At 42.7% G+C, this 24,984-nt stretch carries 21 protein-coding genes; 17 read left to right on the forward strand and 4 right to left on the reverse strand.

Annotated elements, in window-relative coordinates; all coding sequences use genetic code 11:
• Positions 1 to 15 precede the first annotated feature (15 nt).
• The 8 genes from J3P43_RS17230 to J3P43_RS17265 all read left to right on the forward strand — a co-directional run bounded on the left by J3P43_RS17230 (position 16) and on the right by J3P43_RS17265 (position 12,657).
• Positions 16 to 1,683, forward strand: a complete 1,668-nt coding sequence (locus J3P43_RS17230; RefSeq protein WP_255904769.1) for a RagB/SusD family nutrient uptake outer membrane protein — start codon at positions 16 to 18, stop codon at positions 1,681 to 1,683.
• Positions 1,684 to 1,786: 103 nt separating this feature from the next.
• Positions 1,787 to 3,337 carry a right-handed parallel beta-helix repeat-containing protein gene (locus J3P43_RS17235; protein ID WP_255904770.1) on the forward strand — a complete coding sequence of 517 codons (1,551 nt, stop codon included), beginning with the start codon at positions 1,787 to 1,789 and terminating at the stop codon, positions 3,335 to 3,337.
• Between the two features lie 354 nt (positions 3,338 to 3,691).
• A complete protein-coding gene (locus tag J3P43_RS17240) occupies positions 3,692 to 7,759 on the forward strand; it encodes a two-component regulator propeller domain-containing protein (protein ID WP_255904771.1) in 4,068 nt (1,355 codons plus the stop codon).
• 258 nt (positions 7,760 to 8,017) lie between these two features.
• Positions 8,018 to 8,938, forward strand: a complete 921-nt coding sequence (locus J3P43_RS17245; RefSeq protein WP_255904772.1) for a LamG domain-containing protein — start codon at positions 8,018 to 8,020, stop codon at positions 8,936 to 8,938.
• Positions 8,939 to 9,164: 226 nt separating this feature from the next.
• Entirely contained in the window at positions 9,165 to 10,439 is a 1,275-nt protein-coding gene (locus J3P43_RS17250; protein ID WP_255904773.1) for an aminotransferase class I/II-fold pyridoxal phosphate-dependent enzyme, read from the forward strand.
• Positions 10,423 to 11,052, forward strand: coding sequence for a TetR/AcrR family transcriptional regulator (locus J3P43_RS17255; protein WP_255904774.1), 630 nt, complete (start codon positions 10,423 to 10,425; stop codon positions 11,050 to 11,052). The genes J3P43_RS17250 and J3P43_RS17255 overlap by 17 nt, the downstream gene beginning before the upstream one ends.
• A 117-nt stretch (positions 11,053 to 11,169) precedes the next feature.
• Positions 11,170 to 11,916: a hypothetical protein gene (locus J3P43_RS17260; RefSeq protein ID WP_255904775.1), complete on the forward strand. Its 747-nt coding sequence runs from the start codon at positions 11,170 to 11,172 to the stop codon at positions 11,914 to 11,916.
• 189 nt (positions 11,917 to 12,105) lie between these two features.
• Positions 12,106 to 12,657: a lysozyme inhibitor LprI family protein gene (locus J3P43_RS17265; protein ID WP_255904776.1), complete on the forward strand. Its 552-nt coding sequence runs from the start codon at positions 12,106 to 12,108 to the stop codon at positions 12,655 to 12,657.
• Positions 12,658 to 12,811: 154 nt separating this feature from the next.
• On the opposite strand, the gene J3P43_RS17270 is transcribed toward J3P43_RS17265, so the two are convergent.
• Complete coding sequence (locus J3P43_RS17270) at positions 12,812 to 13,678, reverse strand: sugar phosphate isomerase/epimerase family protein (RefSeq protein WP_255904777.1); 867 nt, start codon at positions 13,676 to 13,678, stop codon at positions 12,812 to 12,814.
• A gap of 668 nt (positions 13,679 to 14,346) precedes the next feature.
• Here J3P43_RS17270 and J3P43_RS17275 point away from each other — a divergent pair.
• A complete protein-coding gene (locus tag J3P43_RS17275; protein ID WP_255904778.1) occupies positions 14,347 to 16,086 on the forward strand; it encodes a DUF5060 domain-containing protein in 1,740 nt (579 codons plus the stop codon).
• A gap of 680 nt (positions 16,087 to 16,766) precedes the next feature.
• Here J3P43_RS17275 and J3P43_RS17280 read toward each other — a convergent pair.
• Positions 16,767 to 16,967, reverse strand: a complete 201-nt coding sequence (locus J3P43_RS17280) for a hypothetical protein (protein ID WP_255904779.1) — start codon at positions 16,965 to 16,967, stop codon at positions 16,767 to 16,769.
• 438 nt (positions 16,968 to 17,405) lie between these two features.
• Here J3P43_RS17280 and J3P43_RS17285 point away from each other — a divergent pair, with 438 nt between their 5' ends.
• Positions 17,406 to 17,606 (forward strand): hypothetical protein, encoded by a 201-nt coding sequence (locus J3P43_RS17285; RefSeq protein WP_255904780.1) that lies wholly within the window; start codon positions 17,406 to 17,408, stop codon positions 17,604 to 17,606.
• Positions 17,607 to 17,710: 104 nt separating this feature from the next.
• Here the strand turns inward: J3P43_RS17285 and J3P43_RS17290 are convergent, their stop codons facing one another.
• The gene (locus J3P43_RS17290; RefSeq protein WP_255904781.1) at positions 17,711 to 18,058 is read right to left on the reverse strand and encodes a hypothetical protein; all 348 of its coding nucleotides are present in this window, start codon (positions 18,056 to 18,058) and stop codon (positions 17,711 to 17,713) included.
• Positions 18,059 to 18,152: 94 nt separating this feature from the next.
• Between J3P43_RS17290 and J3P43_RS17295 the strand changes: the two genes are divergently transcribed.
• A complete protein-coding gene (locus J3P43_RS17295) occupies positions 18,153 to 18,791 on the forward strand; it encodes a DUF6266 family protein (protein ID WP_255904782.1) in 639 nt (212 codons plus the stop codon).
• A 63-nt stretch (positions 18,792 to 18,854) separates the two neighbouring features.
• On the opposite strand, the gene J3P43_RS17300 is transcribed toward J3P43_RS17295, so the two are convergent.
• Positions 18,855 to 19,076 (reverse strand): hypothetical protein, encoded by a 222-nt coding sequence (locus J3P43_RS17300; RefSeq protein ID WP_255904783.1) that lies wholly within the window; start codon positions 19,074 to 19,076, stop codon positions 18,855 to 18,857.
• Positions 19,077 to 19,121: 45 nt separating this feature from the next.
• Between J3P43_RS17300 and J3P43_RS17305 the strand changes: the two genes are divergently transcribed.
• The 6 genes from J3P43_RS17305 to J3P43_RS17330 all read left to right on the forward strand — a co-directional run bounded on the left by J3P43_RS17305 (position 19,122) and on the right by J3P43_RS17330 (position 24,767).
• Complete coding sequence (locus J3P43_RS17305; protein ID WP_255904784.1) at positions 19,122 to 19,799, forward strand: CHAP domain-containing protein; 678 nt, start codon at positions 19,122 to 19,124, stop codon at positions 19,797 to 19,799.
• Positions 19,796 to 20,335 carry a hypothetical protein gene (locus J3P43_RS17310; protein WP_255904785.1) on the forward strand — a complete coding sequence of 180 codons (540 nt, stop codon included), beginning with the start codon at positions 19,796 to 19,798 and terminating at the stop codon, positions 20,333 to 20,335. Before J3P43_RS17305 ends, J3P43_RS17310 begins: the two co-directional genes overlap by 4 nt.
• A gap of 299 nt (positions 20,336 to 20,634) precedes the next feature.
• The gene (locus J3P43_RS17315; RefSeq protein WP_255904786.1) at positions 20,635 to 21,912 is read left to right on the forward strand and encodes a hemolysin family protein; all 1,278 of its coding nucleotides are present in this window, start codon (positions 20,635 to 20,637) and stop codon (positions 21,910 to 21,912) included.
• A gap of 215 nt (positions 21,913 to 22,127) precedes the next feature.
• Positions 22,128 to 22,991 carry a chromate resistance protein ChrB domain-containing protein gene (locus tag J3P43_RS17320; protein WP_255904787.1) on the forward strand — a complete coding sequence of 288 codons (864 nt, stop codon included), beginning with the start codon at positions 22,128 to 22,130 and terminating at the stop codon, positions 22,989 to 22,991.
• A 77-nt stretch (positions 22,992 to 23,068) separates the two neighbouring features.
• Positions 23,069 to 23,593: a hypothetical protein gene (locus tag J3P43_RS17325; protein ID WP_255904788.1), complete on the forward strand. Its 525-nt coding sequence runs from the start codon at positions 23,069 to 23,071 to the stop codon at positions 23,591 to 23,593.
• 7 nt (positions 23,594 to 23,600) lie between these two features.
• Positions 23,601 to 24,767: a chromate transporter gene (locus tag J3P43_RS17330; RefSeq protein ID WP_255904789.1), complete on the forward strand. Its 1,167-nt coding sequence runs from the start codon at positions 23,601 to 23,603 to the stop codon at positions 24,765 to 24,767.
• Positions 24,768 to 24,984 lie beyond the last annotated feature (217 nt).

A 24,984-nucleotide genomic window follows, 5' to 3' on the forward strand; every position in this document is an offset into this window, starting at 1 on the left:
TTAACATATAAAGTGATGAAAAAATATTATTTATATATCTATGCCATAATCTCAGTACTCGCAATATCTTGTGATAAAGAGTTTCTCGATAGAAAGCTCGACACAAATTACGGCGAAGAGCAGGTGTTTTCTTCTTATACCCCGATGCGTGATTTTGGTATAGCTATATATACCTCGTTGCCCGAAGGGTTCAACAGAATTGATGCCGCGTTTTTAGCTTCCGCCACCGACGATGCGGTGCATTCGGGTACAGCAACCACCATTCAGCGGTTTAATAATGGTAGTTGGGGTCCTTTCATTAACCCGGATGACCAATGGGCGAGATTATATACAGGTGTTCGAAAAGCTAACTTTTTTCTCGAAAAGACGGTGGATTATAAAAACGTTCTCTACCGCGATACCATTACCGCAGCTGGAAAAACTAATTACAATAATCAAATTAATGATATAAAATGGTTACGCGCCGAGGCGCGCTTTTTAAGAGCATATTTTTACTTCGAGCTTTTAAAGAGGTATGGTGGTGTTCCACTTATACTTACCACAATGTCAGCAGATGAATCTCCCCGCCCCAGGAATACCTTTAACGAGTGTGCCAACTTTATCGTAACAGAGATTGACGCGATCAACAATGAGTTAAGGAACACATGGAGTGATCTGAATAGTGGCAATCAGATTGGCAGAGCTACCAAAGGGGCTGCACTAGCTCTAAAGTCCAGAGTTCTTTTGTACGCTGCCAGTCCTTTAAATAATCCGGCAAATGACTTACAAAAATGGGTCAGTGCCGCTGATGCTGCAAAAGCCGTAATAGCTCTTAATAGATATTCGTTATTGGCAAACTACAGAGACTTGTTTCGATCCATGTCTAATAACGAATTTATCTTCGAACGCCGGTATTCTGCATCTAACAACTTAGAGCGTACAACCTTTCCCGCAGGATTTGACGGAGCTGTTGGTGGAATAAATCCATCTCAAAATTTGATAGATTCTTATGAGACCACAAATGGGTTACCTGTTAATGCCGACCCCTCGTATAATAGTCAGAATCCCTATGTCAACAGAGATCCGCGTCTCTTGATGACCGTTATCGTTAATGGTTCTACCTATAAAGGCAGGCCCGTAGAAGCCTGGATAGGAGGTAAAGACGGCCTTGGGAAACCGAGAGCTACCCGAACCGGCTACTACCTTAAGAAGTTTGCCGACGAAGGACTTGATCTGTCGCTCAATCGTACGAGTAATCATGCCTGGGTATATTTCAGATACGCTGAAATTCTGTTGAATTATGCTGAGGCAATGAATGAAGCATATGGTCCTGATGTAACGCCTGCCGGATATACATTATCGGCCCGACAAGCAATCAATCTTGTGCGCAAAAGATCGTCGGTAAATATGCCAAATGTGATCGCCTCCTCTCAACCAGAATTTCGGGAAAAGGTTAGGAATGAAAGGCGGGTGGAGTTAGCTTTCGAAGAACATCGTTTCTGGGATGTTCGTCGCTGGAGGATAGGGCAGGTGTTTGCTTCTCCTGTTTATGGAATGAAAATTCTCAAAAACGGAACCTCGTTCTCCTTTGAAAAAACTCCGGTGGAGAACAGGGTATTCGAAGATAAAATGTATTTGTATCCAATTCCAGGAGCGGAAATAGATAAAGCCGGGGGAAGCTTGACGCAGAATCCTCAGTGGTAATTCAAATCGTTATTTAAAAGTTATGATCAGATTTTTCAAATTATTGAAGTTTGAACCACTTATGGAAAAACGGAACTTTAAGCCAGCTATATTATTTTGCTTAATGGCAGTGTTATTTATACTATCGCCGGGCTCATTACTTGCTAAGCTAACTAAAACACGTGCTGCTGGCAGAACTTATTATGTAAATGCACTTATAGGTAACGACGCTTACAACGGGCTATCGCGAAAGACTCCTTTCAAATCCCTTACAAAAGTAAATAGCCTGGTTCTTAGTCCCGGCGATTCAGTCCTGTTCTCAAATTCAACAGTTTATCGCGGCCACTTGAAAATAAATTGCCGCGGTACATCACAAATGAGCGTAGTGTTTGGTTCGTATGGTGCCGGGAACAAGCCGCAAATTAATGGCGCAGGCGATTTCTCTGAAGCAGTTTTGGTTTATAATTCTGAGTACGTTAAACTAGAAAACCTGGAGATTACCAATTTAGGCGCTACCTATAAAGCAGGAAGGATGGGGTTGCACATATTGATTGAAGATTTTGGAATCGCAAATAATGTCGTGATTTCTAATCTATATGTTCATGATGTTAATGGAACGAATGTAAAGAAAGACGGTGGCGGGGCCGGAATACACTGGACGAATAAGGGGAAAACCGTCAAGTCTGCATTTAATGGACTGTTTATCGAAAATTGTAGAATCGAGCGGACCGATAGAAATGGAATCACAAGCTCAGCTTACAGTTCCCGCTTAAATTGGTTTCCCAGTTACAATGTAGTTATCAGGAACAACACACTTAATGACATTGGTGGGGACGCAATTGTCCCCATCGGATGCGATGGAGCCCTGATAGAACATAATGTAGTTTTCAAAGCAGGCCAGCGTTTTCCGGAAGGTGATGCAGCCGCCGGAATATGGCCCTGGAGTTGCGATAATACCATTGTTCAATTTAATGAGGTTGCATACACGGCAGGTCCCTGGGACTCACAGGGCTTCGATTCAGACTGGAATTGCAGGAACACGATTATACAGTATAATTATAGCCATGACAACGCAGGCGGATTTTTACTCATTTGTAATGATGGAAGTGCAGGAAAGCCTGGAAATATTGGTAATGTAGGAACAATTGTCCGCTATAATGTGAGTGTTAATGATGGTTCCAGGCTAACCGGAAAGTCCGCTGGCTTTTCGCCGGTAATTCATATTGCCGGCCCGGTGAGTAATACCTCGATTTATAATAATGTGATCTATCTTCCTAAAAAGGAATCTTCTAGAATAGATAGTACCATGATAGACATCACCAGCTGGCATGGTTACGCAGATAGTACCTTAATAGCTAACAACATTTTCTGGGTTGCCGATGTCGCCAACTATCAAATTGGAGAAAGCACGAGGAATTTTTTTGAAAACAACTTGTATCATGGCCGGCATATCAACATTCCTGATGATCCTCATGCATTGACTTCTGATCCCATGTTCGTAAGTGTTCCGGTGAGTAGATCTCAAGGCTTTGATGCATTAAAGTGTTTTCAGTTAAAAGACGATTCTCCGTGTATTAATGCCGGGAAGGTTATTGTCTCAACTAGTATCGTGGATTTTTTCAACAACCCTGTGCTTTCTGACAAAAAGCCAGCCATAGGTATTTATCAGCCGTAAATACCTGGCATCGATCAATAGTTAAATATCAGTATGCCCTCCTCAATAATTGGTTATATAAGACTTGTCTGACGCCCGTCAGATGAGTCTTTTTAGGAAAATCAAAAGGATATTTAACGGCGGGCTGATCATCAACACCGGAAGTTCACCTTTTTTTAGGAAAAGGGAACGAATCTAAGGGAATTGACAGTGCCAGGAGTTAAAGCGTATTGGAATAAATGGTTTTGAAAATCATCGATCAGATGCAACGTTTATTTATATATTACGTAGCTACGTTGAAATTATAAACCATTTAACTTTATTATTCAAACTTGTTAATCAGAACCCATCAGTTCGCCCTTGAAGGAAAGAACCATGAAATATTTCTTTGTATCTTTTAGTCTGATAGTTGCTTTGTATTTTAAATCAAGTGCTGTGGATTATCCCAGGTTTGAATATCTGGGCATCGAACATGGCTTGTCTAATAATGCAGTAACCAGCATATATCAGGATAAGTTTGGATTTATGTGGTTTGGCACCTATGACGGACTCAACAGGTTTGATGGTTACAACTTTAAAGTATTCCGTAATACAATAAACGATTCTACGTCCTTATCAAACGATAGGGTGGTGACAATACATGATGACAGGTCAAATAATTTATGGGTAGGGACTAAAAACGGGGTTAGCATCTACAATCGAATAAATTCAAAGTTCAGCTCTCTTTCATTCACTTTTCGAAAGGAGAGAAGGAGACTCACAAATCCCATTAACGATATTAAGTCTGACCGGGGTGGCAATATTTTAATCGGTAGTGCTGGAGAGGGCCTTGTTTTTTATACATGGTCAAAGAAGGAAGCATCTAAAGTGCCTTTGAGAGTTGGCAAGAAGCTGGAGTATGGTTATCACGTTCAGTCAATAGATATCGATCACTCGAATCGTGTGTGGCTATTTATTCAAAATAAGGGTATATGCAGATTTGACTATAAAACAAAGTCGGTCTATATAGTAAATACCGGCATCAAAACGGGGATCTGTATGGAAACGGATCTATCCGGAAATATTTGGGTGGGCAATGAAAATGGCTTATACCGGTATGGAGTGGAGAGCAGGAAATTTGAGTCTATTGATGTTCCCAACTCCTCTGACATGGGTTTGATTCATGGCTTGACCTTCGATAAAAGCGGTGAATTATGGATATGCACAGATGCGAATGGTTTAACTGTTTTAAACACCACAACCTTCGCTGCGCAACATATTTATACCAATAAAAATAAGGGTTCGCTCACGAGTCTGGCGGTTAGTACCATGTTTGAAGATAAAGATGGAAGAAAGTGGCTGGGAACCTTAAGAGGGGGGATAAATCTGATCGATCAAAAAAAGGATCGCTTTTCTACTATAGCACACAACCCATTTGACAAGAATAGCATTATCAATGATTTTATTCTTTCGTTTTGTGAGGATGACAATGGTAAGCTCTGGATAGGTACAGACGGTGCCGGACTGAGTTATTGGGATAGGAACAAGAATGTATTCAGTCATTATTATCACGATAGTAAAAACCCAGCATCGTTGACGAGTAATAATATAGCCAGAATCATAAAAGACTACAAGGGTGATATTTGGATAGCTACTTACGGAGGAGGTATTAATAAATTCAATAAGGCCAGGAAATCGTTTGAATATTATCCTTGTTTTAACCCTGATCTGAAGTTTCATGAAAGATACTCCTGGACGCTTTTCGAGGACAGGAATAAGAATTTATGGGCAGGCAATTGCGCAGACGGCGGCCTTTACATTTTTAATCGCCAGCGAAATAAGTTTGAATTATTCGACAATAATCTAAAAAACGTAATCACACTTACAGCAGATAAGAGCGGGCAATTGTGGGCGGGAACATTTTATTCGTTATTTAAAATTGATACGATCCATAAAAGGCACGATGTATATCCTATTGGTCAGGCCGTAAGGGCGATATACGAAGACCGAAAGGGCGATTTTTGGGTGGGAACAGAGGGAGGAGGATTGTTGTTGTTCAATCGGAAAAATGGAAGCTCAACGAATATAACCAGGCAACACGGCTTGGCAGGGAATTCAGTTCTGAATATTCTTGAAGATAAACAGCAAAACTTATGGATCAGTACGTTTACTGGGCTTTCCAAACTATCTGCCAATAGAAAGAATATTCGTAACTATTATGGCTCTGATGGATTGCAAAGCAATCAGTTCAATTATAATGCAGCACTAAAATTGTCTTCAGGAGAATTTCTTTTTGGAGGTATAAAAGGGTTTAATATTTTTTATCCGAAAGACATAAGGCCAATAAATAGAAACCCGGAAATTTTTATTACCGGCTTAAGAATAAATAATCTTCCATACGAAGCGGACGGAAGCTCCAATCGTAAAAAAAGCGTTTATGAACTCACTGAGATAGTTATCCCTTACGATAAGGCAGTTCTTTCGGTTGACTTCGCAGCCTTAGAGTATTCGGCCCCCGATAAAATAGCCTATACATACTACCTGGAGGGATGGGATAAGAGTTGGAATACCGCCGGCAAATCCAGAATAGCTAATTACTCCAGATTAAGAGAAGGAACCTATTTGTTAAAGATTAAATCTACTAATACCGAAGGAGTTTGGGCAAGCAATGAACGGGTGCTGAAAATAAAGATCCTCGCTCCCTGGTGGCGCTCCTGGTGGGCATATTGCTTTTATGTGGCCTTATTTGTCGGGATTCTTTATTGCTATAGTCTTTACCAAAGGAGACAAGAACGCCTGAAATATCAAATCGAGCTAGCGAATATAAAAGTCGAGCAAGAGCATGAATTAAATGAAAGAAAGCTATCATTTTTTACGAATATTTCTCATGAATTTCGGACTCCCTTAACACTGATTATCAACCCGATTAAAGAGTTTTTAAACGACAAAAATGGTCAAATAGATCCCAAAGACCTGATAGTGGTTTATAGAAACGCCCGACGATTATTGAGCCTGGTGGATCAGTTGCTACACTTCCGGAAATCTGATACAGATGATTTGAAAGTTAGCAAAGTTAATTTGGTGACGTTCTGCAGGGAGGTATATTTATGTTTCATTCAGCAAGCGAAAATAAAGGATTTGAATTTTGATTTTATTTCTCCTGAAGACGAGATTGAGATTTATGCTGATAAGGAAAAATTGGAAATCGCATTATTTAATCTTATTTCGAATGCCTTTAAATATACCCCCTCGGGAGGAAAGATAACTTTGACCCTTTTTGATTTGGATTCAGAGGTGGAGTTACTTGTCAAAGATACAGGAATGGGAATCTCTGAGGATGTAGGAGCAAAGCTTTTTGATGTGTTCTATCAAGGACGTGAAAAGGACCGATCAGGGAAGGCTGGTTTTGGAATCGGTTTGCATCTGGTGAAGAAGTTTATTGAGGGAAACGCAGGTCGGGTTTCCTATACAAGTAAAAAGGGGGTTGGTACAGAGTTCAAAATTAACTTGCTTAAAGGAAAGGAACATTTTGATCCGTCTGTGATCGAACCTGAAGTCACTGAGCTGCCTGTCTTTCTTGAGGAATTAGTTGAAGATTACGAAGAAAATAGTCTGGCGGAGAACGTGAATGAAGATCCGTCTAGAGAGATGATATCAGAAAAATCATCTATGTTGATAGTGGAAGATGACGAAGATTTAAGACGCTATATCAAACAGTTGTTTCAGCCATCTTATTTAATCTATGAAGCAGATTCTGCCGAATCTGGCTATGAGCTTGCAAGAAAACATATCCCGGACATTATCGTTACTGATGTAATTATGGGTAAATTAAGTGGAGTTGAACTGTGTTTGCAAATTAAGAATGAAGCCTCCCTTAATCATATACCAATAATTTTGCTCACATCCAGTTCTTCTTCTGAAATTAAGCTGAAAGGCATAGAAAGTGGCGCAGACGATTATATCACTAAACCCTTTGACAAGGAGATCTTAACTGCCAGGGTAGCCAATCTCTTGAAAAGTAAAAGTAATCTTCAGCGTTATTTCTATAACCAGATCACCTTTAAATCGGATGATTCAACTGTTTCCGCAGAGTATAAGGAGTTTCTGGAAAAATGTATTGCAATAACAGAGAAACATCTCAGTGATTCCAGTTTTAGCGTTCATACTCTGGCCTCGGAAATGGGGATAAGTTATTCCTCTCTTTATCAAAAAGTTAAGACCATTTCCGGGCGATCTGCAAATGAGTTTATTCGTTTTATCCGTTTGAGGAAAGCCGCTGAGTTATTCATAAATACAGACTGCAGGATAAACGAAGGAGCATTTAGATGCGGATTTAATGATATGAAGCACTTTCGTGAACAGTTTAGCAAGGTATACGGGATGAATCCGTCCGAATATATTAAAAAGTATAGGAAAGCCTTTAAGAAGTTATACAAGTTCAACGAAAAGGTTAATAGAAGTTGATTTGTCCGGCGATTTGAAATCTTGTAATGTTCAAGAACTTCTCTTAGCGTAGTTAATTTAGGATCTAACAGGGTATTGAAAGTGGTTGTCTCTTTACAAAGATTCCCGATTATTTCTTGTGTTAGGGTCAATTCTGTTACAGCATCTTCGATACCCCCCTTGTAATTGTGGTAATCCCCCCTTCCGATTTGGAAAAACAGTACAATATTTGAATTATCAGACCGGCTGATCTTTTATAAACTTAATAACTAACGAATTATGAACACAAAAATTAAATTGGGTATTCTTCCCCTGTTAACGATTTTTTTATTCTCGTCTTGTAGAAAAGCCGGACCAGAAGGGGTAAATGCAGATGTAAATGCATCCGGATCAGGAAAGCAGTCGGCCTCTATAATGGGTAAGCCAGGGGGTGGAACACCAACAATTGCCTGGGAAACCGTAATGGACGGGACAAGTTTTACTAATTATAGTTCTCTGGAAAGTACATGGAATTACCTCTATCCCTGGGGTTCTGATCACAACGGCTCGGCCCGAATGTATGCAAGCTCCACCGACCATAGCCAGGTATATATTGAGACATCTGGTATTCTTACCGTTAAGGCGACGCGTGTTCCGCAAACAGAGGGGGTAAGCAGCCATGATCCGCATTTACCCATACGTTACCATTCCGGAGCTATTCATGCGAAGCCTCAGGTGGTGATAAATTCGCAATACGATGCGTGGGAGCTAAGCGGAGACTTCAAGGCTCCGATTAATTCCGGTACATGGCCCGCATTTTGGATTACCGGTGCCCACAGCTGGCCGCCAGAAAGCGACATATTGGAATTCAAAGGGAACAATCTATGTTGGCAGAATACAGCAGATGGTCCCGACTGGACAAACGTTGGCTGGGAAACCGTGAAAACGGTGGTGGCAGATGCACCTACAAACTGGCATAATTATAAGGTTGTACTTACCCGGCTTAACGACAGGAGAGGAGTTCCTACAAATAACGTAAAATGTGAATACTATATAGATGGAGTATTGAAAGGGACCCATACAGGCACTAACTTTTTTAACCAGACATTTAATATTATTATCAATATGCAAATGGAAGGTGCAAGTGGCTCTTCTGGCCCTTTAGGGGATACATTCTTTTATGCTAAAAACATTATCGTTAAAAAAGGTAAAATTCAATAAAATATGATACTCAGTCGAGTAATATATTCCCCTGCTTGAGATGGTTAGGTAGTTGCTAAAGGCCGTCAGACACATGTCTGGCGGCCTTTTTATTATTTCGTCTGCCAATATAATCAAGGTCTTTACCTGAAAAAAAAGATAGCGAAACTGATAATAAAGTCCTTTTAATTCCCCCCATACACCTCTGCAGCCCATTAGTTTTATGGCTAACAAAAAAGCCAAAATCATGATGATCAATTTTAAAAGCGCAAGTTTCAAGGATTTTGAAAACATCCCCGGCGCCGAACTGGGAGAGAGAGCGGCATATTTTGCTGAGTATCTTAATTATCTTAAATCCGAATCCCGTCTTAACTATCGGTTCGAAGCCAAAACCGGCTGTGGCCCCGAGCTGGAGCTGAATATCCCGGGTCAGGGAGGAAGGCGCTCGTACGTCAGTCTTGTTTCCAACGATTACCTCGGTTTCACCCAGCATCCCGAAGTTATCGCAGCGGCAATCGACGGTATCCTGCAGTTCGGTACAGGAGCGGGTGCATCGCCCGCTATTGGCGGACACTACAGTTTTCACGAGCAATTGGAAAAGAAAATAGCCCGCTTTTTCAAGCGCAGCGATGCTATTGTCTATACCACAGGGTATACCGCCAACAGTGCTTCGCTCTTGTGTTTGCTGAAGAAAGAGGACCTGGCAATTTTGGATATGGCAGTACATGCCAGTGTGTATGAAGGTTGTTCGGCCACCAACGTAAAATCGTTTCTTCATAATAACCTTGACGCACTCGAACGCATTCTAATTGATGCTCAACGGCGCTACCGCACCCGGATGGTGATCATAGACGGAGTGTATTCCCAGGACGGCGACCTGGCGCCGCTGGATAGTATCCTCCGGTTATGCAGGGCATATGGCACTTACCTGATGGTAGACGATGCCCATGGTACGGGAGTTCTCGGACAGACCGGAAGAGGCCTGATCGAGCAGTATGGCCTCCTGCAGGAAGTGGATATTATTAGCGGCACTTTCAGTAAAACATTCGCCCATATTGGAGGCTACGTGATCGCCAGCCGGGATATTATCGATCTGTTAAAGTACCAGTCCAGGCAGCATCTCTTTTCAGCTACGCTGAGTCCGGCATGCATGTCGATTTTGAAGGCTATTGATCTGATCGATGAAGAGCCGGACAGGCAAGAGAAGCTCTGGGAAAATATTAACTATTTCAGCGCGGGACTTAAAGCCCTGGGCTTAAATATCGGCAATACCGCTTCAGCCATCATCCCGGTTAAGATAGGCGACCCCGTCCTCAACGCTGCAGCTGCCGCCATGCTTTTGCGTGCAGGGGTTTATACCAATCCGATCATGTATCCGGCTGTTTCGCGTAAAGATGCCCGCATCAGGATGAGTCTGATGGCAACACATACCCGCACACAGTTGGATAGAGTACTCAACGCCTTCGATGATATCGCTAAGAAATTAAGTTTACCTAAGGAGAACTATGAAAAATCAAGATAATCCTTCCCGAAGAAGGAATGCCGATACCTCGCGGCGGCTTCTGATCGAAGCTGTCGGAAAGGTTCTGGTAGACAAAGGGTACACACACTGTACTCCTGCAGAGATTGCCCGGACTGCCGGTGTAGACAAAAAGCTGATCAATTATTATTTCGGCTCCGTAAATAACCTGCTCAAAACCTATATCCATGAACGGGATTTCTGGATGCCCGTATTCCGTGAATTTGAGACACCTGACAATCCCAGAGATTACATTTTCGGTGTACTTAAAGATCAGCTGGAATACTTCCTCAGAAATGAGGAGATGCAACAATTCGTTCATTGGCAGATCAGCGAATACCACCCGGTAATCAGTAGCGTTGCCATGCTACGGGAAAAGGAAGTAGAGCGTTTGCTGGAAATGTGCCAGGAGCGCTTTTCTGCCTCTTCGGTGAATTTAAATGCCATTCTGGCCCTTCTGGTTGGAGGAATCTACGCAGTGGTGCTGCAAAGTAAAACCGGTAACAGTCCGATGTGCGGAATAGACGTTAGCAGGGAGGCGGATCAGCAAAGCCTGCGTGATGCTATCGGGCAGATCCTGGAATGGGCTTGGGACGCCAGCGAGCCGCCCGGTTAATCGCCCGTGCTCTCCAAATCTACTGTCAAAACCTAATACCTTCATGATTGAAAAACCAAAACTTTGGCTCTGTATTAACCTATTAATAGAAAGACCAGAAAACTCAGAACAGCCCGCGTGTTAGCATCGGCTATCCCCGAAATGCTTACTTACATACAAACCACCTCGGCTAAGCACAAATTAATCATCCGGCGCCAACGCTCCATTTGCACTCAAACTGCTGTATTGATCCGGTATATCGACCAGCTCTATCTCGAATGGCGCTACTGCGGGCCTCCTGTGCTGGCTCGTGCGCTGATTTTGTTGCTGCAACTGGTTCAACAGCTTAATGCATTACTTCCTGCAACATGTCAAAAAGTACTTCTTCCAAGAGCATTGTTAGACCGCGCACGTCGCAGATACCGGAAGAGCTGCGATCATTTGCACATGGGCTTAGCGGTTCAGGGTGTATCTGCCGAATTGATTGAGCTGGCATTGTTGCCTCTCCACCAGTTGATGAAGAACGAGCCAATGGCATACAAACGCTTTGAGTATATCATGCAGCACCTTCGGCTTCTCAATAAACTTGTTCTTACTGCTGAAAGTTCTGAACAGGTTGATGACATCTTATGCCAAAAGTTGATAGCCGTCAACTACAACAACCTGCAGTTTATTGATTTCTGCGTGTCGGAATGGAAAAGTGCTTTAGGCAATATCCGCCAGTCACGCATGCAGCGGAGATTTATCAGGATGCAAAAGAAGAACCTGCTGGCTTTGGAAACAGAGGCTGCCTTTATTTATGACAGCCGGTTTGTACCGGCTAAGACAGCTTTGCTGAGATGGTTGCTGGAGGAGCAGAAAGCATTGAAAAAGGAGATTTGTTGAGGTAGCGGCTAATTCAGGCGCCAGTCCGGCATTTTTTTCAAAAATTCTGTAACCTTTCATCCTGAAGCCCGTCTAATGAGTAGGTTTATAATTGGTTAGTTAAGCGCCTGCATTCTCCCCGTTTGCGGGCGCTTTTTTATCACTGTATTTCACTTGCTTTTTCTAGCTTCACCATTATTAGTCACATTCATGAAATACTTTTTAATTCTGGTTGCATTATTACTGTCATCAACCGGCTATTCTCAGCAAAAAGGACCAACAGACATTAGGCCTGAAATCGAGGCTAAGATCCGGGTACTGGTTAGCAAGTCGGCAGCTAAATTTAACGACAGGCTGAAAAAGCAAAACTTAAACACAGACGAAATCGAGTTTAAACTCGACACTTTTGAGATTAATCATTACATGTCCGAATCTCTTAAGGTTGATTACAGCACCCTGGGAATGAGAAAAGCTGTCCATCAGGCAGCAGAAGCCTACGACAACCTGTTAAACAAATACTACAAAAAGCTGAATCAAAAACTTAAACCCGGGGATAAGGCTGCCTTACTAACAGCGCAACGGGCATGGCTTACCTATAGAGATGCCGAATTAAGTTTTAAAGGTACTCTTGGCAAAAGCCATTACTCGGGAGGTGGCACTATCGAGACTTTAATTCAATCTTCGTTTTATCTGGATATGATCAAAAAAAGGGTTGTTGAACTCTTTGAACACTATGGTTCAATCGGCAGAGGAATTCACTAGCTTCTTGTAGCACTGCAGAGTTCCTGAAAGGAGACCACTTAGCAGGAAAAAATGGTAATACCTCTGTTGACCTGATTGTGTCCTCATGAAACAGGTGAGTGTTTTTGTTGGTTCGTGAGGAAACGAACCCAGGCATAGAGCTAAACAGGACTGCTTACTTTTCTGAATAAACTTCTTTCAACTGGCGCGTTAAATAGATAAAAGAAAGCGGTATGTCTAATTCGGGTTGCTTAGTATTACCTTCAATAAAGATAGGCCCGCTATATTTAGCGGCTTTAAGGGCTCTTAGATAGGGCTTAAAATTGTCGCCTTTTACGCCCGGCAGTGAGCGGGTTTCTTTTTCAGCTATTTCGCAGTAAACCAGAAGTTCACCCGCATCCAAAATACTTTGAGGCGACTCGCTCTCTCTCATCATATGAAAAATATCTGCATTTAATTTAAAATTAGGGTGATTAACTCTACGAACGATTTCTGCAGCAGAAGCAAGTGTAGTCAGAAAATTTGTTTCCGAAGACTCCAGGCTTTCAAGTGCAATCATAACACCATATTTTTCTGCAGTAAAAGCGAGATTACGGCAAATAGCCGAAAAATCAGTCTTTGCCCGCTCAATATCATAGCTATCAGGAAGGCGTCTTGCCCCTCCGCTACCCTGCACTATAAGTTTTACTCCGGCTTGTTTTGCGCGCATAAAAACGCTGTCAGCATAACGTAATACGTGTTGTTCGTTTACATCCGGGCCGGCAATTTTGAGCCTTGAGGGGAAGAAAATATTGCAAAGGAATACATTTGAGTGTGCCTGTTGTATTCTTTTTAAATTATTGGCAAACTGACTCTTGCTAAGAGCAGGCGACAGCATGCGTCCTACAGATTCGCCCAGCATTTTAAAACCAGATGCATATACCAGTGAGTCTTGCTCCAGGGTAGCAACTATTCCTAGTTCGGGGATTCTCTGCGCTCTGAGACTGTTGCCTTCAAAAACTATGTTCAAGAGCAGGAACGATAAAATTAATTTGGCTTTCATATTGTCGTCAATATACAAATTCTGACAGTCTGTTTAATTAAGTATCATCGCCTCTAATCTAAAGAATATTTACAATACCGGACTGACACCTGGGGCTGGACATTGTTTTCACAGGAGGGTGACGGAGGGGCTAATGCCTTAAGTATGATTACGATACGAGTAATGAGACCGCTGTCCACCAGGCTGCAGAAGCATACGACGGCCTTTTAAATAAATATTATCAAAGGCTGCATCAGAAACTTCAACCCCGAAGATGACGCTGCCTCAATAACAACGCAACGTGCATGGCTTGGTTACATAGATCCAGAGTTAAGCTTCAAGGCACTTTGGGAAAAGAGCCTTATTCGGGTACCATCGAACTTTATTCAATCATTATTCTATCTGGATATAGCTAAGACGAAGCCAAGTGGCGTTATCTCGCTTTAAGAAATTCCTGCAAAGCAGCATTATATACACGTTTACCCTTGTGCTGCTTAATGAAAAAACCAGATTTACAGAAATACATATTGTAAAAGCTAAGCGAGGGGAATAATAGTAAGGCTGTATCATCGTCCGGTAAGCCCTAAAGTTCACTGATCTTTCAATGATTTATTTTTCTGGACTACATATCTTTACCGTTTTTTTATATCTCTCATCATCGCTATCTTGCCTGAACAATTAAACCATTCATGCAAAACATACTGCTAAAAGCCATTCCTTCCCTGAAATATTGGATGTTTGTTATTACCTGCTTCCTCATTCCCCTGAGCGGTTACAGCATCGATAGGAAAAGTGACACAAGGCACGCGGCAAACCTGTCGAAACTTATCAGAGTAACAGAGAAAGTTGGCCGCTACCGCACGTTTGAAGCGAGTATCACCAATAACAAAACCTATGAAAATAAATTTACCGCTGTAGAATTACTCGTTCAGTACCAGGCACCATCCGGCCGGCTTATTGATTTTCGGGGTTTCTTTGATGGAGACGGAAAAGGCTCTGGCAACCTAATTTTGGGCAACGTTTGGAAAATGCGCTTTATGCCCGATGAATTGGGCACCTGGAAATATGTGTACCGCTGGACAGATGGTACCCCTGGGGGAAAGGGTAGTTTCGACTGCACAGCGCAGGGGCAAGGAAAAGGCGTATTGCAGGCTTACCTTAAAAACCCGAGATGGTTTGCTTATAATGGCACAGAGCCCGTGTGGCTCAAATCCTATTACGAAACCGGTCACGGATCCATCGGGCAAGACTTTAACTGGATTGTAGACAATGTATACAGCAAGTTCAAGGAGCATGGCTATAACCATCTTCAGGTTAACTGGCTGCTTTCACTTTGTTGTTTCAAACAATATTATCTTGATGGACCGGCTCCGCAAACCCTTGACCTGGCCCTCTACCAGGAAGGAAAGGCCTCGAGTACAATGAATTTTGACGTTTGGAAGCGTATGGAGCAGCATCTCTCCTGGTTAAATAACAATGGAATCAATGTACACATGTTCCTCGGGGTGGACGGGAGCAGGAACGAAGGCCCGGTCTGGGAAAAGTTATCTGCGGAAGAAAAAGATTTTTTTGTACGCTATATGACCGCCCGGCTTGCTCCTTATGCTAATCTAGCTGGATGGAATTTTGTGTGGGAAGTAGATGGCAACCGCGAAAGTCATGAGTTGGGGTTTACCCGCTTAGTACAGAAATATGATGTTTTTAACCACCTGCGCACTTATGAAGACGAATTCCCGAGAGAAAACCATTATAATCTTCCTGAATATACTTTTGCAGCCATCGAGAACCATCAGATCGCTTCTCCCGAAAAAGCAGAAGAACGCACGTTATGGCGCGATGCCTGGACGCATCATATGGCCTGCAAGCTGGGATATAGAGGGAAACCTGTTTTCATGTCGGAAGGAAACGCCCTTTGGCGCAGATTCTGGCACGAACGGGTAAATGCGACACAAGACGATTTGCGCCGCTCGGCCTGGGCTTGTGCAACAGCCGGAGCCTCTTTTACATGGAACGGCCATGCGAAAGAATATGAACTGTATGCCGGGGGCGAATCCGGCCTGCCTTTCAATGACAAGAACCCATTTACTGCTTCCGAAAAAGCAATAGATATTATTGCACAAATAATGCATAATGATATTCGCTTCGAGCGGATGCAGCCCAACGACGAACTACTTTCAGAACATCAAACCCTTCGCGTTTATGCCCTTGCCGAACCTGGAAAACAGTACATCGTATTCGCACCCCAGGGGGAAAACTTCGCCTTGAAGCTTGAGAAAGGCAGCTACACTAAAAATACCTGGGTTGACGCCAAAACAGGTCGTAGAACGGCCGCTGCAGCAGTCCAGTCCACGGGCTCCGAAAAGCCTGTACAGTTTAAAGCTCCAGATGCCACTACTGATTGGGTTCTGATACTGAAAGGAGGTCTTTGAGGCGTCTCGTACTGGAAGAAGCTACGACCAGTTCGGGTCGGCACCACTACCTATAGCGTAAGTTTTGATGTTGCCCGGGAGAAGATGGCTTCAATCGGGATTGTTGGCACACTGGTAGGCACAGGTAGTAACAGACAGTTTCTTAAAATAAGTGCTGAAGGCTAAAATACGTCCAAGTGCTATAATTCCGGTTTAATGTTTCAAGAGTATTTATTCAAAGAAGAGAATACTCTTGATTTATGTGATTTTAACTGTCAAGCAGATCCGGTGCTTTTTTGTTGGATTGAAAACGACAAGAATTAGGGGAAGGCAATAAAATAAGTAAGCCCTCATATATCTGTCAGAAGACTTTAAAAATGTTAGTGTATTCTATCCGACGTATTAATTCTGTTGCCCTGGTTCGAGTCTCAGGCAACACGTGGATGCCTTTATTGGTTCGTGAGGCCCACAATCAAAGTGAACCTCTCTTCAACGATTTTAAAACAATCCAAACTTTAATAAAAAAGGGTTGTACTTAGTACAACCCTACATCTACCTATGAAAAACGTCCTTTTGGGAAGGACGTTCAATGTTAACAAAAACATTGGGGTTAAACAAATTTTTTAATGCCTTAACCGATGTTAGGGCATTTTCTTTTAAAAGGGTGGTTCAAATTCCGTAAAATCTTAGCCAGGTTCTTACTAATCTAAATACCCTCCCAATCCATTCCCCCTCAAAATCCCCGTCAACTCAAACAACATCCTATACCCAAAGCCCTCATGCTTCAGCATCTCATAAGCCTTACCCATTCTTAAAATATCTTCCAGTGTCCTATACCCATACGCGGCCGTAACAACTTTAAACTCTTCGCTTACAGCAAGTTCGTTGATGGCTTGATTCAATAAGTTTTCCTTAAATTTTTGCTCCTGCATTATCGGTAGAAGGATTCTTACCGTCCCGGAGTAAGGGTGTGAAAACAAATAGCGTGGGACATCAGCAATCTGTAATCTGAGGTCCGCGAAGACCCAACAAACAAGATAAACTGAGCCCACGCATAACGTGAGCAGTCAGTCTATTAGGCCTTGTTTGTTTAGAGATTTCGCGGTTTCAGATTACAAGTTTAATAGCTACTACTATTCGATATTTTCTATATGTCTTTTTACTCTATATTTTTCTGTCTTTTAAATTATCCCGCTAATATACAAAACACCTCATGCAGGATAAGGGAATTAAATGGAATATCCGTCCCAAAACCAGAATTGACAAAAAATACCGATTAATTCCCTTCAGGTAATAATACCCACAAATAATTTAGCCCCCGAATTTAAAAAAGGAGGTAAATGAAAATCAATACTATGAAAAGAATGTACATCTATCCGAAAGACGTGGAACGAATCACCGGGAAGAGAAGCAGCTATTGCCGCAATCTTATCCAGCTAATCAGAGCTATTTATGGCAAAAAGAAGCACCAGGGTGTAACCGTAGCCGAGTATTGCGATTACATGAGTGTGCCAAGGGAAGAGGTTGAGCTCTACCTTTAGGATTTAGTACATAAAAACGAAACCGGGCCTGTCGCCCGGTTTTTTTATGCGCTTTGGTTCGGAAATTCTTCGATCATTCTTCAGGAAATGCAGGTACCTGCTTATTACCTGGCTATTACCTGGTACCGGAAAGCTGTGCAAAATCCTTCGGCCAGCTTCGGGATTTCCCTGAGTGTTGTTCGGGAGTTCTTCGGGACTTGTTCGGGAAATCCGCCACTTTGTTCGGGAAAGCTTCGGGAAGCTTCGGAAATACTGCAAACCTGTCGCGAATTTGGTAAGAGCCAGGTAATTCTCAATTCGGCCTTAATCACCACCAGTATCCCGGCGCCCCAGCATGCCGGAGTATAGCAACCGGCAATTTGCCAGGAAATAGCAAAAACGCTGTAATGTGCCACAATATGCCCGTCTGGCCTTATAGCGGCCCATTTATACCGAAATGCCGATTGCGACATGATTGATCCAGCCCGGGTTCCAGCCGCTCTATGTTTGTTCCATGAGCAGATAAGGTACGGCTCTTAAACAGATGGTTTAACTAAATTTTAGAAAATGGGAATTATTAGAAATGGAGCCAATGGAGGCTTTTCCGGCAAGGCAGGGAGCGTTGTCGGCAGTAGTTGGAAGGATGTAGATTACATCAAGGGTTTACCCCGCAAGAGCAGTAAAGCGCCAACGCAATTGCAATTGGAGCAGCAGGCTAAATTTGCGCTGGCCATCCAAACCTTGCAGCCAATCACGGCTTTGCTGAACGATGGCTTTAAAGGCTCGAAGACTACGAGGGCAAGCGGATATAACCTGGCGATGCAGCACCTTCTGAACAATGCGATAACCGGTATTTATCCAAACTATACGGTAGATTATACCAAAATGAAGATCAGTAAGGGCAGCCTGATCAAGCCATCCGACATTGTTATGCTGGTGGATGCAGGCGTGCTGCAACTCAGTTGGTCGGTATTGGTGTCGAAGTACGGCGCTTTTGCGGATGATGAGCTTACGGTATTAATTTATAATCCGGTAAAGAACATCTACCTGCCCGCTGAAGGAGCGCTGCGTGCCGATGGTGCGCTGGATGTTCCGCTTCCGGGCGACTTTACCGGCGACACCGTGCATGTCTTTATGTTCTTCAGCTCGCGTGATCTGACTAAGCAGTCGGAAAGTACCTATGCCGGAAGCATTTTAGTGGTCTGATTTTTTAACAAGGGGCGCTTAACGGCGCCCCATTACTAATTTTATTATGCAAGTATTACAAAATTATTTAGCCCCGGTATTCAGCATCAAACGCGAGTACCTGGCCATTACCTTTTGGTTATTGTTGTTCCTTAACTTTCCTTTCCTGGCGAGGTTTATCGATACTGCTTCGGCACCCATAGATCCGGGTGCGCTAAGCGCCATATTAATGGCCGTGCTGGCTTTGCTGCTTTTTAAAAGCCTTACATGGCAGCTCATCCGGGCCATCTGGCCGGTGTTAGGCACCTATTCAACATATCATTTCGAGTACAATTTTAAATCCCTGCAACCATGTTCAAAAGTCATTATTTACTTAAGTTTCTATCTGCTGCTATTATTCTCGTTTGTGTTCACGCTTATGGCATTGATTTAGGAAAGGTGAAAGGTGAAAGCGGAAAGGTAAAAGGGAATGGTAGAGAGGTTAAGTTTGGGAGGGAGGTTAAAGTTGAAAGGTTAAAGGTAAAAGGGAATAGCAATGAGCTCAAGCGGAAACGTGGAATACTTAAGGAGGTTTATACGGATGAGCTGGGTGTGCGCGAGTTTAGTAGCAGAAATGATGGGCCTGATGTAGAAAAATACCTCCGCTATGTAAGGCTGAAAAAGGGCCAGCCCTGGTGTGCCGCTTTTGTTTGCTGGGCACTCGGCGAAACTGGTATTAAGAATCCGCGAAGTGGTTGGTCGCCTGATCTGTTTCCTGCTTCCAAAGTGATCTGGCAACGGACAAGAGCCATAGCAGCTGGTGATATTGCCACTCCGCGTCAAGGAGATGTTTTTGGTGTCTGGTACAGTGATAAGGGCAGGATTGCTCATGTGGGTTTTGTTGATAAATGGGATGGGAAATGGATAATATCGGTAGAAGGCAATACCAACGGTGCAGGAAGTGCCGAAGGCGATGGGGTGTACCGGAAGCGCAGGCTTATTGCCTCCCTTTATAAAGTGGCTGATTTTATACAAGACAAGAGGATTTGAGCAAGGCATTTGACATTTCAAATTTGGCGGCAGGCAGGATTGTTCTGCCTGCTGCCTCGCTGCTGCTCTTGCTGCTTTTTGCACCAGCTTGTGCTGTTTTTCGTTCTGTAAATAAATCGGTATCCGACAGTACTTCATTCAAACAGGTAGAATCTCAAAGCAACACCACGCTAAACGCAGAAATAAATCGAGATATGGTCTTTTCGTACACCGATTCTGATAAAATAAGCTATAGGGTAGAGATCATTCCGGAAGGCGAGTTTAGCTATTCTCCGGGAGCCGTATTTAAAGGGAGGGCAAAGTCGCTGACTATTTCGGGAAAAGAGGCAAGTTGGAAGGCAGGAAGCTTTATAGGCGCTGAGGAGCAGCAACTATGGCTCGACTCTGCTGGCACGACTGTAGCTAAAAGTGAGGTGCAGGTGAAAAACGTGAGCAGATCGCTGCATCGCAAAAACGGGGGCAGACAGAGCATTTTGCTACTAATCTTTTTGCTGTTGGTAGGACAGCTGTCGGTAAGGATCCGGAGAAGGATTTAGTGTGTTGCAGTATTAAAATATTATCAAAGAAATGGTTGCTTTGTGTTATAAGGCTTCTCCTAAAGCCTTTTCAGCCCGCCTTAAATTAGTCTGCCCATATCATTCCGTTTATCAGTAAGCCATCACCATCAGGTTAGATTGCAAGTTTAAATGAGCTAAAGTTGAAATTGCATTTGTTACTGGCAAAAGCGATTACTCAGGAATAATTCAATCAAGATAGCGCAATCAGTGATTGCGCTATTAGCTGATTAATTTTTTACAATCAACCGGGAGTCACCATATCTCCTTAGATTTGCAATATGGAAATTCTGATAATATTTTTTCTGATTATACTAAACGGAGTTTTTTCTATGAGTGAAATCGCGTTGGTATCATCTAAGAAATTTACATTAGAGAGTGCTGCTAAGAAAGGCAATGGAAACGCCCGAAAGGCACTTGAACTGGCCGCTAGTCCGAATACCTTTTTATCTACTGTTCAAATTGGAATCACTCTTATTGGTATCCTTACGGGTATTTATAGTGGCGAGAAACTCACCTCTGATTTAGTTGATCTGATTAACGATGTCTCCTATCTTGCACCTTATTCCGATACCTTAGCGGTAGTTTTAATTGTAATCATTATCACTTATTTTTCTATTGTATTTGGAGAATTAATACCTAAACGAATAGGGCTGGCTTTTCCTGAGACTATAGCAACTCTGGTAGCCCGACCTATGAATGTGCTTTCGACAATGACCAGGCCATTCATCTGGCTACTGGCCAAGACCAACGACTTTGTTCTCGGCGTTTTTGGCATCAAGGATAAGAAAGACGGAATAGTGACTGAGGAGGAAATAAAGTCGATTATAGCTGACAGTACAAGTTTAGGCGAGATCCAGGAAATAGAGCAGGACATCGTTAAGCGGGTATTCGCTTTGGGCGATAGGAAGGCTGGTGAATTGATGACTCACCGATCAGATTTGACCTATATTGACCTGCATGATACTTTAGAAGAAATAAAGCGGAAAGTCGAGGCCGAACCACATTCGGTGTATCCGGTAATTGACAAATCGCCCGATAAAATAGTGGGGATAGTGTCTGTGAATCAGATATTTACTAAGAGTTTCTTAAACGAAAGTTTCAACCTGCTCGATCTTATTCAAAAGCCCTACTATGTTCAAGAGAATTTAGCTGCCTATAAGGTATTGGAAAAGTTTAAAGAGCATAAAGTTCACCTGGTTCTGGTAGTGGATGAGTATGGATCGATAGAAGGTGTGCTTTCTGTTACGGATGTTGTTGATGAACTAATCGGAGATATTTCAATAAACCCGGCATTTGAAGAAGCTGATATTATTCAGCGCGACGAGAGTTCCTGGTTAGCTGACGGCCAATATGCGTATTATGAATTCGTGAATTACTTTGAAATAGAAGACGCCGGAGAGCCTGACGGCTTTACAACGTTGGGAGGACTTATTTTAAAGCATCTTAGCCATTATCCGGTTACTGGCGAAAAGATAAGGTGGAGAAATTTTGAATTGGAGATAGTTGATATGGATTCCACGCGAATCGATAAGATCTTAATTACTAAAATGTTTTAACCTTATGTATTGTAAAATACTCAAATCACCGACTTCTTCTGAAAAGAGTACATCCCTTCCAGAATAGACTAAGGTGTAACTCAAATTAATAAATTCTATACCACTCAACAGATCAAGCAAACCTCTACAGCCGGATGGATAGCGGCGTTAGTAATCACTAACTATTTATATGTTTTAATAATTTAAGCTATTTATGTTAGCATCAAAATTTCCAGATGAAGTGGATCACCAGAGAGCGTCCTAAAATTGACCGTATTGCATGTCCCTGGCTAATTAAGCGGTTTGTCGACAACGAAGCAGAGTTTATTTACGTCCCTTTTCAGGATGTTTTAACTAAAGCCCGCGAACTGAACGCCATTCCCTTTGATATTCCTGATGTAGAGTATACCCATTACGAAGACAAATGCACCTTCGATTACATCCTGAAAAAGCATAATCTTAAAGACCCTGCGTTACAGTCTATGGCTGTAATTGTAAGAGGGGCTGATACCGATGCCCACCATCTCGCCTCTCAATCCTCCGGGTTATGGGCAATCTCGGCCGGACTGGCATACAATACCTCTGACGATTTCGAGCTGTTAGAACGGGGAATGCTGATCTACGATGCTCTGTATAGTTGGGCAAAGCATCTTCAAAAAGAACGTCATACTCAAAACCCGATAGAGTATTTGCTTATTGAGGTGTTCAATAAGTATATCAAAGAGCAAAAAGACAGTAAAAAGAAGAACCCCGATTGGGCAATTGAGCTTAAAGAGATGATCCAGGATCAGATCGACACGAATTTAAGTTTAAGCCTGAAAAGCTTGTCGCAGGAGCTTAATGTTCATCCTGCATATTTGTCAAGAGAGTTTTCAAAGCACTTCGATAATTTATCTTTTGGAGAATATATCAGAAAGCTTCGCATAGAAAAGGCGATGGATCTTATCAGCAGCTCTAAGCTCTCTCTGTCTGAGATTGCTTATTTAACCGGATTTTCCGACCAAAGTCACTTCACCCGGATTTTTAAAAAACATACCAGTGTAAGTCCCTCAGGATACAAGAAAAATCTCTCAAAAAGTAAAAAGGATACCAATAGTTAAATCTGTTCTATTTCATGTGCGAGTATCCTAGTAACATTGTAGACTTTTAATTGAACTACAAGATACAAGGTGTTAACATGAGAAATTATTTTACAGGATTACTTTTAATTTTATTAAGCGTTTCGTTGCCGTCGATTGCACAAACTCCATCAATACAGGCACCAGTTCATATCTATCCCAGAATGGCGGGTTATGTGGGTATCATTCATCCTATCGTAACATTTGACAGTGATGCTACGCACACTAACTTTAAACATTCTTATACCGTAGGGATGCCAACGGGCATTAATATCTGGAAGAGTCCGAAGGTGGGGTTTTCGTTTGAAGCGGTTCCTTTTGTAAGAACAGAGGATGGTGTGAGTAAAATGAGCAACTTCTTATTTCATCCCGGCATTTTAGCTGCCCTCGGAAAGGGCTACACTTTTGTGGGCCGTGCGGCTTTTGAAACTTCGGGAAGGTTTGGATTTACTCCGATTCTGAATAAAGTGGTAAAGAGAAACAAGCACAGTAATTATTTTGTAGCGGTTCCATTGCCCGTTCGTTTCGGCAACGACAAACCCGCTTCATTTACGGCAGCTTTTCAATTTGGTTTAGGTTTCTAGAAATACTATGCAGATGATCAGACCATATACCTTAAAAGATCTTGTGATCTATTTCCTCAAACTCGGAACCTGGGGCTTCGGCGGTCCGGTAGCGCTGGTGGGCTACATGCACCGCGATCTGGTGGAAGATAAAAAATGGCTCACAGAGGACGAGTATAAAGAAGGGTTGGCATTGGCTCAGTTAGCTCCGGGGCCACTGGCTGCACAGCTGGGTATCTACATCGGCTTTGTGCATTACCGGCTTTTAGGGGCAACCTTAGTCGGACTGGCTTTTATACTGCCCTCATTTATAATGGTTGTATTGCTGGGGATGGCTTATAAGCAGTATAGTGGTTTACCCTGGATGCAAGCTGTATTTTATGGCGTGGGCGCCTCAGTGATCGGTATCATCTGTATCAGCGCTTATAAGCTTACCATCAAGTCTATCAGTAAGCTAAACCTGTCTTCTGTCAAGACTAACTGGCTGCTCTGGGTATTTTACCTCATTGGTATTGTGGTGACAGTTGTTACTCAGCGTGAAGAAGTTTTACTCTTTATCGCTACAGGCTTAATCTATATGTTTATCAAGGCTCCTCCGGCCTGGGCAAAGAAGCAGCCGGCCTTACCATCTATTGTACTGGCGGGTATCGGATTCTGGGAATATTCTACCGATACCTTAATTAAAATAGCCTTATTTTTTGCCAAAGCAGGAGCCTTTGTGTTTGGCAGCGGTTTGGCAATTGTTCCGTTCCTGCACGCTGGTGTTGTTCAGGAGTTTGGCTGGTTGAATGAGGCCCAGTTTGTCGATTCGGTAGCTGTTGCCATGATCACTCCAGGTCCGGTGGTGATCACCGTAGGTTTTATCGGGTACCTGGTTGCCGGATTTCCCGGAGCTTCGGTAGCCGCCGCTGCAACTTTTTTGCCATGCTTTCTGTTTACCATCATTCTTGCGCCCTCATTTAATAAGATAGCAAAGAACCAAAGTATTAAAGCTTTTGTCGATGGCATTACCGCATCGGTTATTGGTGCTCTTGTTGGAGCGGTGATCGTGATCGCCTCACGGTCAGTTGTCGATATTCCAACTGCCCTAATAGCGATAGCCTCGATGCTGGCTTTGATTTATGTCAAAAAATTACAGGAGCCGCATATTATCATTATTGCTGCTATCGTCGGGATTGTAATCAAGAGTATCTAGTTAAAACCTCCAATTGATCTTCGCTAATCCCGATTTTTAGATATGATTTAGGCCGCTGGCTGAACGCACTTGTGTACTGTTAGAGTCTGATTTGCTCATCCTGCCTTTGTTAAGTCTTAAATAGGAAAGATCGGGTCTATGAAATAATTTACACTGTTTGCTTGCTTTTCTGTTGTAAGAAGATATAGTTCGGGATTATGGTCACGAATAGTCATCC

It is taken from the genome of Paradesertivirga mongoliensis (assembly GCF_024436395.1).
In the GTDB taxonomy this organism is placed as follows: Bacteria; Bacteroidota; Bacteroidia; order Sphingobacteriales; family Sphingobacteriaceae; genus Paradesertivirga; species Paradesertivirga mongoliensis.

Coding starts and splice junctions, on each gene's coding strand:
- J3P43_RS17230 (WP_255904769.1), top strand. CDS start 16: ATGAAAAAATATTATTTATATATCTATGCCATAATCTCAGTACTCGCA.
- J3P43_RS17235 (WP_255904770.1), top strand. CDS start 1,787: ATGGCAGTGTTATTTATACTATCGCCGGGCTCATTACTTGCTAAGCTA.
- J3P43_RS17240 (WP_255904771.1), top strand. CDS start 3,692: ATGAAATATTTCTTTGTATCTTTTAGTCTGATAGTTGCTTTGTATTTT.
- J3P43_RS17245 (WP_255904772.1), top strand. CDS start 8,018: ATGAACACAAAAATTAAATTGGGTATTCTTCCCCTGTTAACGATTTTT.
- J3P43_RS17250 (WP_255904773.1), top strand. CDS start 9,165: ATGATGATCAATTTTAAAAGCGCAAGTTTCAAGGATTTTGAAAACATC.
- J3P43_RS17255 (WP_255904774.1), top strand. CDS start 10,423: ATGAAAAATCAAGATAATCCTTCCCGAAGAAGGAATGCCGATACCTCG.
- J3P43_RS17265 (WP_255904776.1), top strand. CDS start 12,106: ATGAAATACTTTTTAATTCTGGTTGCATTATTACTGTCATCAACCGGC.
- J3P43_RS17270 (WP_255904777.1), bottom strand. CDS start 13,678: ATGAAAGCCAAATTAATTTTATCGTTCCTGCTCTTGAACATAGTTTTT.
- J3P43_RS17275 (WP_255904778.1), top strand. CDS start 14,347: ATGCAAAACATACTGCTAAAAGCCATTCCTTCCCTGAAATATTGGATG.
- J3P43_RS17285 (WP_255904780.1), top strand. CDS start 17,406: ATGAAAATCAATACTATGAAAAGAATGTACATCTATCCGAAAGACGTG.
- J3P43_RS17290 (WP_255904781.1), bottom strand. CDS start 18,058: ATGTCGCAATCGGCATTTCGGTATAAATGGGCCGCTATAAGGCCAGAC.
- J3P43_RS17295 (WP_255904782.1), top strand. CDS start 18,153: ATGGGAATTATTAGAAATGGAGCCAATGGAGGCTTTTCCGGCAAGGCA.
- J3P43_RS17305 (WP_255904784.1), top strand. CDS start 19,122: ATGTTCAAAAGTCATTATTTACTTAAGTTTCTATCTGCTGCTATTATT.
- J3P43_RS17315 (WP_255904786.1), top strand. CDS start 20,635: ATGGAAATTCTGATAATATTTTTTCTGATTATACTAAACGGAGTTTTT.
- J3P43_RS17320 (WP_255904787.1), top strand. CDS start 22,128: ATGAAGTGGATCACCAGAGAGCGTCCTAAAATTGACCGTATTGCATGT.
- J3P43_RS17325 (WP_255904788.1), top strand. CDS start 23,069: ATGAGAAATTATTTTACAGGATTACTTTTAATTTTATTAAGCGTTTCG.
- J3P43_RS17330 (WP_255904789.1), top strand. CDS start 23,601: ATGCAGATGATCAGACCATATACCTTAAAAGATCTTGTGATCTATTTC.